The organism is Tabrizicola sp. M-4 (genome assembly GCF_051132405.1).
Taxonomy (GTDB): Bacteria; Pseudomonadota; Alphaproteobacteria; order Rhodobacterales; family Rhodobacteraceae; genus Paragemmobacter.
Genome location: NZ_CP128606.1, coordinates 2,598,644 through 2,612,589, shown reverse-complemented (window position 1 = coordinate 2,612,589; position 13,946 = coordinate 2,598,644). Strand labels below are relative to the sequence as shown.

Annotated in this window: 13 protein-coding genes and 1 tRNA gene; 7 read left to right on the top strand and 7 right to left on the bottom strand. The window is 66.1% G+C overall.

The features are described 5' to 3' along the window. Positions 1–51: 51 nt before the first annotated feature. The 3 genes from purS (at position 52) to TabM4_RS12770 (ending at position 1,580) form a co-directional block, all read left to right on the top strand. Positions 52–291, top strand: a complete 240-nt coding sequence (gene purS / locus TabM4_RS12780; RefSeq protein WP_434612871.1) for a phosphoribosylformylglycinamidine synthase subunit PurS — start codon at positions 52–54, stop codon at positions 289–291. 94 nt (positions 292–385) lie between these two features. Continuing rightward, a complete protein-coding gene (locus tag TabM4_RS12775; RefSeq protein ID WP_434612869.1) occupies positions 386–1,423 on the top strand; it encodes an alcohol dehydrogenase catalytic domain-containing protein in 1,038 nt (345 codons plus the stop codon). A gap of 81 nt (positions 1,424–1,504) precedes the next feature. Further along, positions 1,505–1,580: transfer RNA gene (locus TabM4_RS12770), tRNA-Thr, on the top strand. A gap of 109 nt (positions 1,581–1,689) precedes the next feature. Here the strand turns inward: TabM4_RS12770 and secD are convergent. The 7 genes from secD to TabM4_RS12735 all read right to left on the bottom strand — a co-directional run bounded on the left by secD (position 1,690) and on the right by TabM4_RS12735 (position 9,959). After that, positions 1,690–4,320: a protein translocase subunit SecD gene (gene secD / locus TabM4_RS12765; RefSeq protein WP_434612867.1), complete on the bottom strand. Its 2,631-nt coding sequence runs from the start codon at positions 4,318–4,320 to the stop codon at positions 1,690–1,692. 180 nt (positions 4,321–4,500) lie between these two features. After that, positions 4,501–4,869: a hypothetical protein gene (locus TabM4_RS12760; protein WP_434612865.1), complete on the bottom strand. Its 369-nt coding sequence runs from the start codon at positions 4,867–4,869 to the stop codon at positions 4,501–4,503. A 96-nt stretch (positions 4,870–4,965) separates the two neighbouring features. Next, positions 4,966–5,727: an ATP-binding cassette domain-containing protein gene (locus TabM4_RS12755; protein ID WP_434612863.1), complete on the bottom strand. Its 762-nt coding sequence runs from the start codon at positions 5,725–5,727 to the stop codon at positions 4,966–4,968. 5 nt (positions 5,728–5,732) lie between these two features. Continuing rightward, complete coding sequence (locus tag TabM4_RS12750; RefSeq protein WP_434612861.1) at positions 5,733–6,845, bottom strand: ABC transporter permease; 1,113 nt, start codon at positions 6,843–6,845, stop codon at positions 5,733–5,735. Positions 6,846–6,951: 106 nt separating this feature from the next. Continuing rightward, complete coding sequence (locus TabM4_RS12745) at positions 6,952–7,893, bottom strand: substrate-binding domain-containing protein (protein ID WP_434612859.1); 942 nt, start codon at positions 7,891–7,893, stop codon at positions 6,952–6,954. 80 nt (positions 7,894–7,973) lie between these two features. Continuing rightward, positions 7,974–8,780 (bottom strand): TIM barrel protein, encoded by an 807-nt coding sequence (locus TabM4_RS12740; protein ID WP_434612857.1) that lies wholly within the window; start codon positions 8,778–8,780, stop codon positions 7,974–7,976. A gap of 141 nt (positions 8,781–8,921) precedes the next feature. Next, positions 8,922–9,959, bottom strand: coding sequence for a LacI family DNA-binding transcriptional regulator (locus TabM4_RS12735; protein ID WP_434612855.1), 1,038 nt, complete (start codon positions 9,957–9,959; stop codon positions 8,922–8,924). A 146-nt stretch (positions 9,960–10,105) separates the two neighbouring features. Between TabM4_RS12735 and TabM4_RS12730 the strand changes: the two genes are divergently transcribed. The 4 genes from TabM4_RS12730 (at position 10,106) to TabM4_RS12715 (ending at position 13,946) form a co-directional block, all read left to right on the top strand. Next, positions 10,106–11,200: a fatty acid desaturase family protein gene (locus TabM4_RS12730; RefSeq protein ID WP_434612853.1), complete on the top strand. Its 1,095-nt coding sequence runs from the start codon at positions 10,106–10,108 to the stop codon at positions 11,198–11,200. An 11-nt stretch (positions 11,201–11,211) separates the two neighbouring features. Continuing rightward, a complete protein-coding gene (locus TabM4_RS12725; protein WP_434612851.1) occupies positions 11,212–11,526 on the top strand; it encodes a MocE family 2Fe-2S type ferredoxin in 315 nt (104 codons plus the stop codon). Further along, the gene (locus TabM4_RS12720; protein ID WP_434612849.1) at positions 11,526–12,326 is read left to right on the top strand and encodes a 3-methyl-2-oxobutanoate hydroxymethyltransferase; all 801 of its coding nucleotides are present in this window, start codon (positions 11,526–11,528) and stop codon (positions 12,324–12,326) included. The genes TabM4_RS12725 and TabM4_RS12720 overlap by 1 nt, the downstream gene beginning before the upstream one ends. 189 nt (positions 12,327–12,515) lie before the next feature. After that, positions 12,516–13,946 (top strand): mannose-1-phosphate guanylyltransferase/mannose-6-phosphate isomerase, encoded by a 1,431-nt coding sequence (locus tag TabM4_RS12715; protein ID WP_434612847.1) that lies wholly within the window; start codon positions 12,516–12,518, stop codon positions 13,944–13,946.

Below are 13,946 nucleotides of genomic sequence, written 5' to 3'. Positions count from 1 at the left end.
GGGGCAGGGCGCTATTGCCACGGCCAACCGCACCAGATCTTGGGGGAACCGATGAAAGCCCGCGTCACCGTCATGCTGAAGAACGGCGTCCTCGACCCGCAGGGCGAGGCCGTGCGCCATGCGCTGGGCACCTTGGGCTTTGCGGGCGTGAACGGCGTGCGGCAGGGCAAGGTTATCGAACTGGATCTCGCGGAAACCGACAAGGCCAAGGCCGAGGCCGATGTGAAGGCCATGTGCGAAAAGCTGCTCGCGAATACCGTGATCGAAGGCTACCGCGTCGAAATCCTCTGACCGCGACGCCCGAACGCGACCGCTTGCGTCGGCTTCGGCCTAGCCTTCCGCGCGCCCCGGTGATTGGCTCCGGTCGCACAGACCGGAGATCACGATGCGCGCCGCCATCCTGAAAGCCTATCGCGAGGACCTCGTCATCGAACAGGTTCCGGACCCCGCCTGCGAGGCCGACGGGGTGGTGCTGAAACTGCTCGCCTGCGGCATCTGCCGCAGCGACTGGCACGGCTGGGTGGGCGAACATCCCCGCGTGAAGCCGGGGGCGATCCCCGGCCATGAGTACTGCGGCGAGGTGGTGGAGGCGGGTCCGCTGTCGCGCTGGCAGGTGGGCGACCGCGTCATCGCGCCCTTCATCCTTGCCTGCGGCCAATGCCCCGAATGCCAGTCCGGCCAGACCACGATCTGCAAATCGCAGCGCGTGCCGGGTTTCGGCGAACCGGGCGCATATGCCGAATATATCTCCGTCCCCCGAGCCCATAACCTTGCCCGCCTGCCCGAGGTGATCTCGCCCGTCCTTGCGGCGGGTCTGGGCTGCCGGGTCACCACGGCTTGGCACGCGCTGACGGGCCGCGCCGACCTGCGCGCGGGGGAATGGCTGGCGGTGCATGGCACGGGCGGCATCGGGCTGTCGGCGCTGATCCTTGGCCGCGCCTTGGGCGCGCGGGTCGTGGTGGTGGATGTGGTGGCGGAGAAGCTGTCCCACGCGCTGTCCCTTGGCGCCGAAGCCGCCTTCGACGCCCGTGACGGCGACGTGGCCGCCCGCATCGTCGAGGCCACGGGCGGCGGCGCCCATGTCTCGATCGAGGCGCTGGGAATCGAGGCCACGGCCAATGCCTCCATCGATTGCCTGCGCCCCTTGGGGCGGCATGTGCAGGTGGGCCTGCCCACGGGCCATACCGCACGGATGCAGATCCACATGAACGCGGTCTACATGAAGCAGCTTGCCCTCTTTGGCACGCGCGGAATGCCTGCGTGGAAATACCCCTCGCTGCTGGACATGATCACGCGCGGGGTGGTGGATATGTCCCCGCTCATCGCCCGCACCGTGCCCCTCTCGCGCGCCTCGGCCGAGCTGCGCGCCTTCGACGGCCCGATGCCCCCCGGCGTCGCGGTGATCGACGATTTCACCCGCTAGCCGCAACTTCCCGTCCCGCGCATTTTTCTGCCATTTGGGGCTACACACCGCCGCGGAGGGGTGCTAATAGCCCGCCACCAGGCCGCTGTAGCTCAGCTGGTAGAGCACGTCATTCGTAATGATGGGGTCGGGGGTTCGAGTCCCTTCAGCGGCACCACTTCCATCACACAAAGTCTTATCGGGGCCCGCCAGACGGCGGGCTAGGATGCTTGCGCCCGTCACCCCGGCCCGCAGGCCCCCCGGCCCGCAGGGGCCGGGGGGGGCGTTCAGGCCTCGATATGGGCGAATTCGTGATCCGCCGCGCGCTTCTCCTTTCCGCCCCGGTCGATCCCCAGAAACAGCACGATGTTCTTCGCCACATAAAGCGTCGACCACGTCCCGAGGATCACCCCCAGCAGCATCGCGAAGACGAAGCCCCGGATCACGTCCCCGCCAAAGACCAGCAGTACCACCAGCGCGATCAGCGTCGTCGTCGCCGTCATCAGCGTGCGCCCCAGGGTTTCGTTCGCCGACAGGTTCATCAGGTCGCGCAGCGGCATCGTCTTGTATTTGGCGATGTTCTCGCGCAGCCGGTCGAAGATCACCACGGTATCGTTCACCGAATAGCCGAGGATCGTCAGCAGCGCCGCCACGATGGTCAGGTCGAACTTCAACCCGAACAGGGCGAAGATGCCGACCGTCACCACGATGTCATGGATCAGCGCCGCCACAGTGCCCACCGCGAACTGCCACTCGAAGCGCATCCAGACATAGATCAGGATGCCCGCCGCCCCCGCAGCCACGGCCGCCAGCGCCAGCCAGATCAGCTCGGACGAAACCTTGGGCCCGACCGATTCCACCGCCGTGAAATCCACCACCGGATCGACGGCCCGGATCGCCGCCTCCACCTGCGCCACGCCCTGCGGCGACAGCGCCTCGTGGCCCTCCTGCGCCTCGATCCGGATGGTGACGACATGCTGGTCCGGCCGGAAGGACGGATCGAAGACTTCCGTGATCGCCACATCGCCCAGCGCCATCTCCGACAGGGCCGCCCGATAGGCACCCATATCCACCGCCTGCGTCGTCTCGGCCCGGATCGTGGTTCCGCCCTTGAAGTCGATGCCGAAATTCAATCCCAGCACCGCCACCAGAAGCAGCGACGCGACCACCGCTGCGACCGAGGCCCCGAAGGTAAGCCACTGCGCCCGGAAGAAGTCGATTGCCGTATTGTCCGGCGCAAGCTTCAGGACCCCTTTCACCGAGACGGTCTTCGGCTTCCGCCAGCGCATCCATGTCTCGACGATCAGCCGCGTCACATAGACGGCGGTGAACATCGACGTCAGGATGCCAAGGCCCAGCGTCACCGCAAAGCCCCGCACCGGGCCCGAACCCACCGCGAACATGATCACCGCTGTCAGTAGGCCGGTGATGTTGCTGTCCATGATGGCCGAGAGCGCCTTGTCGAAGCCCGTCTCGATGGCCCGCCCGGCGGGGCGCCCCTGCCGCAGTTCCTCGCGGATGCGCTCAAAGATCAGGACATTGGCATCCACCGCCATGCCCATGGTCAGCACGATCCCCGCGATGCCCGGCAGCGTCAGCGTGGCCCCGATCACCGACAGCACCGCAAGCAGCAGCGCCATGTTCAAGGCCAGCGCGATATTCGCCATGACGCCGAACCCGCCATAGCAGGCCAGCATGAAGGCCACGACCGCGATCATCCCGATCACCGCCGCGCGCTGCCCGGCCTCGATGCTGTCCGCGCCCAGTTCCGGCCCGATGGTCCGCTCCTCGAGGAAGGTCATCCCCGCAGGCAGGGCGCCCGCCCGCAGCAGCACGGCCAGTTCCGTCGACTCCTCCACGTCGAAATCGCCCGTGATGATGCCCGATCCGCCGGGAATGTGGCTCTGGATCACCGGGGCCGAGATCACCTCGCCATCAAGGACGATGGCGAAGGGCGATCCGATATTGGCAGCCGTATAGTCGCCGAAGGCGCGCGCCCCCGGCGCGTCGAAGCGGAAATTCACCGCCGGACGGTTGTTCTGGTCGAAGGCGGGCTGTGCATCGACAAGGTTGTCGCCGCTGACCACGGGGCTGCGATCAAGGATGTAATACTGCCCCGGTTCCGTGGCCGAGGGCAGGACAAGGTCGCCGGGGCTGCCCGCCCCGTCCGGGTTGGCGGTCCGGCCAAGCACCGGGTGAAAGGTCAGTTGCGCCGTTGTCCCGATCAGCGACTTCAACTCCGCCGCGGATCCGATGCCCGGCACCTGAATCAGGATGCGGTCCGCGCCCTGCCGCATGATCGTGGGTTCGCGCGTTCCGACCTCATCCACCCGGCGGCGGATGATCTCCAGCGATTGCTGCAAGCTGCGCTCGTCCGAGGCCTTCTGTTCCGCCTCCGAAAGCCGGATGGTCAGTGTGTCGCCACTGCCCGCCACCTCGATATCCGTCTGGCCGATGCCGGACAGGCTCACCACCGGGGTGGCCAGCGCGCGCACCGCGCCAAGCGCCGCCTGCATGCCTTCGGGATTGCCGATCGCCACCCGCAACTCGCCCGCCGGTGCCTCCAGCCGCCGGATGGTGCCCACCTCGCCGCGCCTTTCGCGCAGGGCATCGCGGACCGAAGGCCACAGCACCTCCATCCGCGTGGCATGGACTTCCTCGACATGGACCTCTGCCAGAAGATGCGCCCCGCCCCGCAGATCAAGGCCCAGAGCCATCAGGTCCGAGGGCATCCAGCCGGGCCAGCCCGCCAGATCCGCCTCGCTCCCCGAGGGCAGGGTGCCGGTTTCGGCAAGGGTGGCCGCGGCGTCGTTGTGGCGCTCCACCGTGGGGTAGAAGGCATTGGGAAGGGCGAAGAGAATGCCCCAGAGACAGACGCCCCAGATGAGAAGGCGCTTCCAGAGAAGGGTGCGTGACATGACCTGTCCTTGTCCCGGCCAGAGGCGGCCAATGGGCCGCGCCGGATGCCGGAGAATGATGTGAGAACGCTCCCCGCCATGCCTGTTCCGCCAATCCTGTCGGATAGGGCAGTCAGGACAGGGCAGGGGATGCGGAAGGGCAGGGCACCGCGCCTTGGCGCGGGCCCGCGACATCAAAGGTCAGGCAAGGGGCGGGGCACGCGCCTCGGGCGGGCGGTTCTCGCCCGCAGCGACCGGCGAATCGGACGCTACCCGCGCCAGCGCCCGGAAACGCGCAAGGGCAGGGGTCGGGGCCGTGGCAGGCGCCAGCGCCTCCTCCGGATCGCCCGCATGCCGGAATTCCGGCCCGCGCTGGAACTTGCCCGCCCCGGCTAGGATGGCCGGAAACTCGCCCCCCTGCACGGAGGCAAGGCTGGCCTGCAGGACGGGCAGGGGCAGGGCGGAGGGCCGCGACTGCGCCGTGACAAGGACCAGCAGCAGGGACAGCAGGAAACCCCAGGCAATCGATGCCCGGCCCCGCCATGCCGATGGTTCGCCCCGCGCTGTCATGGCCCCCTTGTCGCATTGCCCGCTGGGAACGGCAATGCCCAAGCCCCGCCCCGCAGGCCGCCGGCACGGGGCAGGGCAGGGCGGGGCAAGCCCCCGTCAGGCCGCCTCGACGCCGCCCTTCACCCCGGTGATGTAGGAGACGACATCATTCCCGTCCGTCTCGTCCTTCCGCAGCGAGGCCACGATCCGCCCGCGCCGGAACACCACGATCCGATCCACCAGATCGAAGACCTGCCGCAGGTTGTGGCTGATCAGGATCAGCGGCACCCCCCGGTCCTTCAGGCCCCGGATGATGTTCTCCACCTGCGCCGTCTCCTGCACGCCCAGCGCGGCGGTGGGTTCATCCATGATCACCAGCTTCGATGCAAAGGCCGCCGTCCGCGCGATGGCCACGCATTGCCGCTGCCCGCCCGACATGTTCCGGATCGGGTTATCCACGTTGGGTATCTTCACCGCCGTGGTCTTCAGCGCCTCCATCGTGCGCTCGCGCATCACCTTGCGGTCCAGCCATGAAAACGGCCCCAGCCGGAACTTGAACAATTCCCGCCCCAGAAACAGGTTCGACGGCACGTCCAGATCATCGGCCAAGGCCAGCGTCTGGAACACCGTCTCGATCCCCGCCTCGCGCGCCTCCAGCGGCCCCGCGAAACTCACCGGTTGCCCGTCGAACAGGATCTCCCCCGCCGTCCGCTGCTCCACCGCCGTCACCTGCCGCACGAAGGTGGATTTCCCAGCGCCGTTGTCGCCCACCACGGCCACATGCTCACCCTCGTGCAGCACGAAATTCGCATCCTCCAGCGCATGCACGCCGCCGTAATACTTGGTCAGGCCCCGTGTTTCCAGAATGATCTTCGCCATGGTCCTTACCCCCGCGCCCGGTTCTTCTGCCGCCATTGGTCAAGCACCACGGCCGCCACGATGATCGCGCCCTTCACCATCTCTTGGTAATAGGCATCCAGCCGGATCGAGGTGAAACCCGAGATGATCACCGAGAATATCGCGGCCCCCAGCACGGTGCCAAGGATCGACCCCCGCCCCCCCGCCAGCGACACGCCCCCGATCACCGCCATCGCGATGGCGTCCAACTCGTACATCACCCCCATGCCCGCCTGCGCGGTCAGGTTCTTCGACGTCAGCAGGATCGCCGCCACCGCGGCCAGCATGCCCGCCATCGTATAGACCAGCACCTTGTGCCGATCGACATTGATCCCCGACATCCGCGCCGCCGCCTCGTTCGACCCGATCGCATAGGACCGCTTGCCGTAAAGCGTGTATTTCATGATCAGGTGGAACAGCACGGCAAGGATCACGAAGACCACCGCCGGGTTCTGCCCCTGCCATGACAAAAGACCAAAGGTCAGCGACCCCAGAAGGTCGCCATTGGCCAGCGCGCCATAGCTTTCCGTGGGAAAGCTGACGGGCTGCCCGTTCGACCACCACCGCGCCACGCCGCGCGCTGAAACCATCATCCCCAGCGTCGCGATGAAGGGCGGGATGCGCGTATAGGCGACCAGCGCCCCGTTCACCAATCCCGCCAACAGCCCGCAGGCCAGACCCACGGCAATCGGCACGATCACCGGCAGATCCATCGCCCATTCCCCGAAGATCGCCTTGGGGTTCGGGTTCCCGTTCACCATCGCCGTCTGCGCGAAACTCATCACGATCATCGCCGTGGCCCCCACGACGGACCCCGACGACAAGTCGATCCCCCCGATGATGATGACCTGCGTCACCCCCAGCGCGATGATCCCGATGATCGCCACCTGCAGGATCATGATATCCAGCCGCTGCTGGTTGAAGATCGCATCGACATTGTCGCGCATGTTGAACAGGAAGGACCCGCCCTGCATGCGGTTCAGCACCTCGAAGATCACCACGATCAGCACCAGCGCGCCGAACACATTCCATTCCGGCGCGCGCGTCCGCTTCGCCGGATCGTATTTCAGGCCCCCCAGCCCATGGGTCGCGTCTGCCACGGCGTCCTCCTCCCGCTTGTCGTTTTCGTCCATCCTGCCACAAGACGCGCAGGAATGAAGCGGGGCGGCGGTCGGTCCGCCGCCCCCTTGTCGTCCCGCGGGGGGATCAGTTCTTGGACAGGTAGTTGTCGATATTGGCGGGCGTCACCAGTTCGAAGGGCACATAGACCTTCTGCTCCACCGCCTCGCCAGCCGCCAGCTTCACCGCCGCATCCAGCGCGCCGCCACCCTGCGCCGCCGCGTTCTGGAACACCGTGATGTCCAGCTCGCCCGCCTGCATCGAGGCCAGCGCATCCTGCGTCGCATCGACGCCCGACACGATGACCGAGGCCATGTCGATGCCCGCCGCCTTCATCGCCTGAATGGCACCCAGCGCCATCTCGTCATTGTTGGCCAGCACACCATCAAAGGCCGCGCCGGTGGACAGCCAGTTCGTCATCAGGTTCTGCGCCTGATCGCGCGACCAGTTGGCGGTCTGCTGGTCGATCACATTGACCTTCACGGCGCATTCGCCCGCGTCCATCACGTCATAGTAGTTCTGGGTGCGCTGCACGGCCGCCTGGTTCGACAGCTCGCCCTGCATGACATAGACGCTCACCTCGGTCTTGCCGGCGGCGGCCCACTGGTTGCATTGCTCGATGAAGCCCTGACGCGAGGATTCGGATTCGTTCGACGCAACGAAGGCCTGATTGTCCGGCAGGCTGTCCACGTTGATCGGCTGGCGGTTCACATATACCAGCGGCACGCCCGCGGCGGCGGCGGCATCCGTCATCGCCTGCGTGGCCGAGGTGTCGACCGGGTTCACGATGATCGCATCCACACCGCTCGCGATGAAGTTGTTGATCTGGTCCAACTGCTTGGCCACGTCGTTCTGAGCGTCCTCGATCTGCACCGACAGACCGCCCGCATCGGCCTGCGCCTGAATCCCGTTGCGCAGCACGGTCAGGAAGTTGTCGTCGAACAGCGCCATCGACACGCCGATCCCGTCGGCCATCGCGGTGCTGCCCATCAGCGAGACGAAGCCCGCGGCGATCAGGGTCTTTTTCATGGTTCTCTCCTCCACTGTCGGTGTCCGGCACACCGTTCTCCCTGCCGGACCGCCCGTCCTGCGGGCGGTATTCCCTCCGCTCAGGCCTCCACGCCCGCGCGGATGAATTCCATCGAAGCCGCCAGCGCGGCCTTCGGATCGGTCATGTCATGGACCGACGGCGCGAAGGGCTCATAGCTGATCGGCCCCGCATATCCGGCCCGCCGCAGCGCGCGGATCTGCGCCACATTGCCCAGCACGTCATCGCCATCGACCAGCACCCGATGCGGGTCGCGCATGTCATCCAGCGCGATCATGTCCTTCACGCCCGACACATGGACGATCCCCGTCAGTTCCGGATAGATCGGCCCGAACCCCGCCAGCGCGTGGTGGAAGGTGTCATGCACCATGAAATAGGTGCCCACGCCCCCCACCGCATCAATCGCCCCGGCCAGCACGTCCTTGTAACGCAGCGAACAGACGGCAAAGCCCAAGGGCTCCACCATCGCCTTCAACCCATGCGCCTTGAGCATCGGCAGGATTTCCCGCAGCGCGCGCTCCGTGACCTTCCGGCTCTCGCCCCGCTCCGTCGCCACGCCATCGTTGCGCGGGATCAGGCTCACCGCCTCCGCCCCAGCCGCGACCGCGATCCGCATCAGCGCCTCGGCCTCTGCCGCCTTGGCGTCGGACCAGTCGTTGAACATCTTCACTTCCGCCAGCGCAAGGAAGCGCAGCCCCCGCGCCTTCACCGCAGCCCCCACCGCCGCCGGATCGGCCCCGCCAAACAGCGGGCCGGAAAGATCGTTGCGATACTCCACCCCCACGCAGCCCAGACCTGCGGCAAGGTCGGCAAAGGCCTCCCAGCCCAGTTTCGGCGCGGTCATGTGGTTCAGGGCGAAAGGCAGCATCTATTTTCTCTCCAGACGCGGCCTAGCTTCACGGAGGCGGCGTGGATGGAAAAGATATTCCAATTCTGGACCGCCTCAACCGAAATGTTTCACTGCTGCAATCAGCCCTAAAGGAATCCGCGAGAGTTTGACGATTTTTCGTCAGATCGATTCCGCCACATGTATGTCGGGGTTCAGGAATATCTGGCCGAAATCAGCACTGTCCGGCCCATGAGTGGCGATTTTTGTCATGCGGATAAACATCTCTCGGCACAGTTTCTCCAGTGGCGTATCCGTGACCATCGTGACGATCCCCTGCGCGAGACCTTGCTGTGATTCGCGAGTCAGGGCCGGCACGACCAGCACGACCTCGCCCGGAGCACGCGCTTCGCGAAGGGCGGCGATTGCGCCCTCCATGCCGCCCCCCGCAACATAAATCCCGCGCAGATCGGGGTCCTGCGCCAGTGCCGCATGTGTGTTCTCGTAAGTCAGTTGGCGCGTCTCGAGGTTGACGAAGGTGTCCATCACCTGAAGATGCGGGGCCCGCTCCCGCAGATATGCGCGGAAACCCGTTTCACGCAACTCGTGGCCGTGCCAGCGATGTCCACCCACGAAAAGCCTTACCTTGCCCGGTCCCCGCGCCGCCAAACCCGTGATCCATCCGGCGGTGCGCCCCACCTTCAGATTGTTAAGCCCAAGGTATCCCACACGAATTCCCTGCGCAAAATCTGACAGCAGCGAAATGACACGCAAGCCGCCACTTCTAAGTTCCTCGACTGCGGCGGTCACTTCGGGGTGGTTCACTGCCGTCGCCGCCAGCACATCGCAGCGTCCCGCCATCGACCGCATCAGCCGCGCCATTTCCGAAGGCGCCTGCGATGGCGAGAACTCCAGCACGAGACGCGGCCGAACACCCTGGACTTCCAAGACCGACCGGTTCAACTCATCCGCGAAGGCCTTGTAGAAATCCTGCCCCTGCTTGTGAAGCACCACGCCGAAGCGCACTTCCGGCAACTCCGCAGCCTGCGACGTGCCCGACAGGCGGCCTGCCGCCGGGTGGCCGATCCTCACTGCCGCCTCGGCGATGCGCAGGCGAGTCGCCGCACTCACCGCTTCACGGCCGTTCAGCGCGCGGTCCACCGTGGCGATTGATACGCCAGCCGCTGCCGCCAGTTCCGCCATGCCTGCGCGCCTTGCCATCTTCGTCACCTGCGTTGCCGTTAAATCGTCAGACGGCGTGCATATTTGACGATTTCTGACGAGATCGCCAGAGGGGATACTTCCACGATATGGAATTTTCGTTCTAAACACATTGAAACTCGGTCAGCCGAGAGAAGGAGTTTCGCATGGCCAAGAGAGATTACAGCCTGCTCGGCCCCGATGGCGCCCGCGCCGTCGAAACCGGGCTGGCCGCCGCGGAGTGGTACCACACCGATGTCCCCCGCAAGGTGATGAAAGAGTTGATGCAGCGGTCGGATCAACCGGCGATTCGCGACACGATCATCCTCTACGGCTGCATGATCGCCTTCGCCGCCGGGGGCATCGCGCTCTGGGGAACGTGGTGGTGCGTGCCCTTCTGGCTGGCCTACGGCGTCCTCTACGGCTCCGCCTCCGACTCGCGGTGGCACGAATGCAGCCACGGCACCGCCTTCAAGACCCCGTGGATGAACAACGCGGTCTACGAGATCGCCTCCTTCATGATCATGCGCAACTCCGCCACCTGGCGGTGGAGCCATGCCCGCCACCACACCGACACCTACATCGTGGGCCGCGACCCCGAAATCGCCATCATGCGCCCCCCGGCCTTCATCAAACTGATCGGCGCCTTCTTCGGCATCCCCGACGTGCTGGCCTTCATCCCCCGCATGATCCAGAACGCCCTCGCAGGCCCCACGGCCGAGGAGAAGACCTTCGTCCCGCAATCCGAATGGGGCAAGGTCCAGCGCGTGGCGATCATCTACACGGCCATCTATGCCGCGACCATCGCCACCGCGATCTGGATGCAGTCCATCCTGCCCCTGATGGTGATCGGCCTGCCCCGCATGTATGGCGCATGGCACCACATCATGACGGGCCTGCTGCAACATGGCGGCCTTGCTGACAACGTTATCGACCACCGGCTGAACAGCCGCACGGTCTACATGAACCCGATCTCGCGCTTCATCTACTGGAATATGAACTACCACGTCGAACATCACATGTTCCCGATGGTCCCCTATCACGCGCTCCCGCGCCTGCACGAAACGATCAAGCACGACCTGCCCGCGCCCAACCGCTCCATAGCCGAGGCCTTCGCCGAGATGTGGCCCGCCCTGCGCCGCCAGCTTGCGTATGAGGATTACTTCCTGCGGCGCGACCTGCCCCCCACCGCGAAACCCTATCGCGAAGATTTCCACAAGGCCGCGCTGGGTGACCTGCCCGACGCCGTCCCCGCCGAATAAGGACAAACCCGATGCCCCAATGGATCCGCGCCTGCGCCACCGACGACATCGACGAAGAGGACCTGATCCGCTTCGACCATGCCGGCGCCACCTACGCCATCTACCACTCGCCCGAAGGTGATTTCTTCGCCACTGCCGGCCTCTGCACGCATGAGAACATCCACCTCTGCGACGGCCTCGTGATGGGCCACATGATCGAATGCCCCAAGCATAACGGCCAGTTCGACTACCGGACCGGAGAGGCAAAACGCGCGCCCGTCTGCGTCAACCTGAAGACCTTCCCCATCAAGGTCGACGGCTCCGACGTCTATATCGAGGTGCCGTGATGGCCAAACGCCTGACCGTCCGCGACCTTCTGGACCAGCGCGGCAAGCATCAATTCGCCATGCTCCGCGTCGAAACGCTGGAAGAGGCCGAGGCCGCCGAAAGGGCGGGCGTCGAACTCCTCTCCGTTCCCCCCGCCATGATCATGGACCGCCGCTTCCGCGAGGCCGCGCCCACGGCCTTCGCCTTCCCCGGCGACAATTTCTACGAAATCGGCGATACCGCCGATTTCCTGAAATGGGCCTTCCCCCTCTACAAGCACGGCGCCGACGGCTTCTACTGCTCCGGCTCGCTGCAAACGATCCGCGCCATGGCCGACCACGCCCTGCCGGTCTGCGGCCATGTCGGCCTGATTCCGTCCAAGCGCACATGGACCGGGGGCTTCAAGGCCGTGGGCAAGACGTTGGAAACCGCGCAACTCGTCTGGCAACAGGTCAAGGCACTGGAAGAAGCAGGCGCCTTCGCGGCCGAGATCGAGGTCGTCCCCCATTCCATCACGCAGGCCATCGCGGAACGCACCAGCCTCTTCCTCATCTCCATGGGGGCAGGGGCGGCGGGCCATGCGCAATACCTCTTCTCGGATGATGTGCTGGGCCAGAACCGGGGCCACGTCCCCCGCCACGCCAAGGTCTATGCCGATTTCGCCACCGAATATGACCGGCTGCAGGAAAAGCGCGTCGCCGCCATGTCCGCATTCGCCGCCGATGTCCATGACGGCAGCTATCCCGCCCCCCAGCATCTGGTCGACAGCGAGTCCGAGGTTGTGGCGGCCTTCCGCGACTGGCTGGATCAGGTGGCCTGACAAAGGCCCGGACAAGGCCGCCGCCGCCCTGTGCAGCGTGGGCGGCGGCAAGGTGGGATTGCCCCTTCGCCCGCCTCGCCGATGCCCTGTCGCGGGGCGAATGGGGTCACGTTGCTGCCTTGCTCCGGCCACGAAAATCCTGCAACGCTTCCGCCGTTCACGAGCGTTTACGAGAAAGGGGTCGTCGGAATGATCCATCCGGTTCTGTTGTGCGGTGGGTCGGGCACCCGTCTATGGCCCCTGTCGCGCAAAAGCTTTCCCAAGCAGTTCACCCGCCTGATCGGCGAGGAAAGCCTGTTCCAGGCCTCTGCCCGCCGCCTCTCGGGTGAGGGCTTCGGCAAGCCGCTCGTCATCACCGGATCGGATTACCGCTTCATCGTGACCGAGCAGTTGCACTCCGTCGGCATCGACCCCGGCACCGTGCTGATCGAACCCGAGGGGCGCAACACCGCCCCCGCCGTGCTTGCCGCCGCGCTGCATCTGGCCAAGTCCGACCCCGGCGCCCTCATGCTGGTCGCCCCGTCGGACCATGTCGTCCCTGACGCCCCCGCCTTCCGCGCCGCCGTGCAGGCGGGCATCCCCGCCGCCCGCGCGGGCCGCATCGTCACCTTCGGCATCCGCCCCACGCGCCCCGAAACCGGCTATGGCTGGCTGGAGCTTTCCGCCCCGCCGCAGGACGGCACCCCCGTCGACCTGACCCGCTTCGTCGAAAAGCCCAAGCGCGAGGTGGCCGAGGCCATGCTCGCCTCCGGCAATTTCCTGTGGAATGCGGGCATCTTCCTTTTCACCGCCGCGACCATCGTCGAGGCCTTCCGCGCCCATGCCCCCGGCATGGTTCCCCCCGTGACCGAGGCGGTGGAGAAGGCCATTCCTGACCTTGGCTTCCTGCGGCTCGATCCCGCCGCATGGGCGGGGGCCGAGGCGACCTCGGTCGACTATGCCGTGATGGAACGCGCGGGCAACCTCGTCGCCGTGCCCTTCGGCGCGGGCTGGTCCGACCTTGGCGGCTGGGATGCCGTGGCCAGCGAGATGGGCCCCGACGCGCGCGGCAATGCGCTGGGCGGCAATGCGGTGGCCATCGATTGCGACGGCACGCTCCTGCGGTCGGAGGAGGAGGGGGTGGAACTGGTGGGCATCGGCCTGACCGACATCATCGCCATCGCCACGCCCGATGCGGTGCTGGTCGCCCACAAATCCCGCGCGCAGGATGTGAAGAAGGCGGTCGAGGTGCTGCAGGCCAAGGGCGCGAAACAGGCCGAGGCCTTCGCCCGCGACCACCGCCCCTGGGGCTGGTTCGAGACGCTCGCGCTGTCCAACCGCTTCCAGGTCAAGCGCATCGTGGTCAAGCCCGGCGCGGCGCTCTCGCTGCAATCGCATATGCACCGGTCGGAACACTGGATCGTGGTGAACGGCACCGCCAAGGTGACGGTCGATGACAGCGTGCAACTGGTGACCGAGAACCAGTCGGTCTACATCCCCTTGGGCGCCAAGCACCGGATGGAGAACCCCGGCAAGGTGCCCATGGTCCTGATCGAGGTCCAGACCGGCGCCTATCTGGGCGAGGATGACATCATCCGCTACGAGGACATCTATTCCCGCGGGCAGGGGGCAAAGGGCTGA

Coding starts and splice junctions, on each gene's coding strand:
- TabM4_RS12775 (WP_434612869.1), top strand. CDS start 386: ATGCGCGCCGCCATCCTGAAAGCCTATCGCGAGGACCTCGTCATCGAA.
- TabM4_RS12740 (WP_434612857.1), bottom strand. CDS start 8,780: ATGCTGCCTTTCGCCCTGAACCACATGACCGCGCCGAAACTGGGCTGG.
- secD (WP_434612867.1), bottom strand. CDS start 4,320: ATGTCACGCACCCTTCTCTGGAAGCGCCTTCTCATCTGGGGCGTCTGT.
- TabM4_RS12755 (WP_434612863.1), bottom strand. CDS start 5,727: ATGGCGAAGATCATTCTGGAAACACGGGGCCTGACCAAGTATTACGGC.
- TabM4_RS12745 (WP_434612859.1), bottom strand. CDS start 7,893: ATGAAAAAGACCCTGATCGCCGCGGGCTTCGTCTCGCTGATGGGCAGC.
- TabM4_RS12735 (WP_434612855.1), bottom strand. CDS start 9,959: ATGGCAAGGCGCGCAGGCATGGCGGAACTGGCGGCAGCGGCTGGCGTA.
- TabM4_RS12725 (WP_434612851.1), top strand. CDS start 11,212: ATGCCCCAATGGATCCGCGCCTGCGCCACCGACGACATCGACGAAGAG.
- purS (WP_434612871.1), top strand. CDS start 52: ATGAAAGCCCGCGTCACCGTCATGCTGAAGAACGGCGTCCTCGACCCG.
- TabM4_RS12730 (WP_434612853.1), top strand. CDS start 10,106: ATGGCCAAGAGAGATTACAGCCTGCTCGGCCCCGATGGCGCCCGCGCC.
- TabM4_RS12760 (WP_434612865.1), bottom strand. CDS start 4,869: ATGACAGCGCGGGGCGAACCATCGGCATGGCGGGGCCGGGCATCGATT.
- TabM4_RS12715 (WP_434612847.1), top strand. CDS start 12,516: ATGATCCATCCGGTTCTGTTGTGCGGTGGGTCGGGCACCCGTCTATGG.
- TabM4_RS12720 (WP_434612849.1), top strand. CDS start 11,526: ATGGCCAAACGCCTGACCGTCCGCGACCTTCTGGACCAGCGCGGCAAG.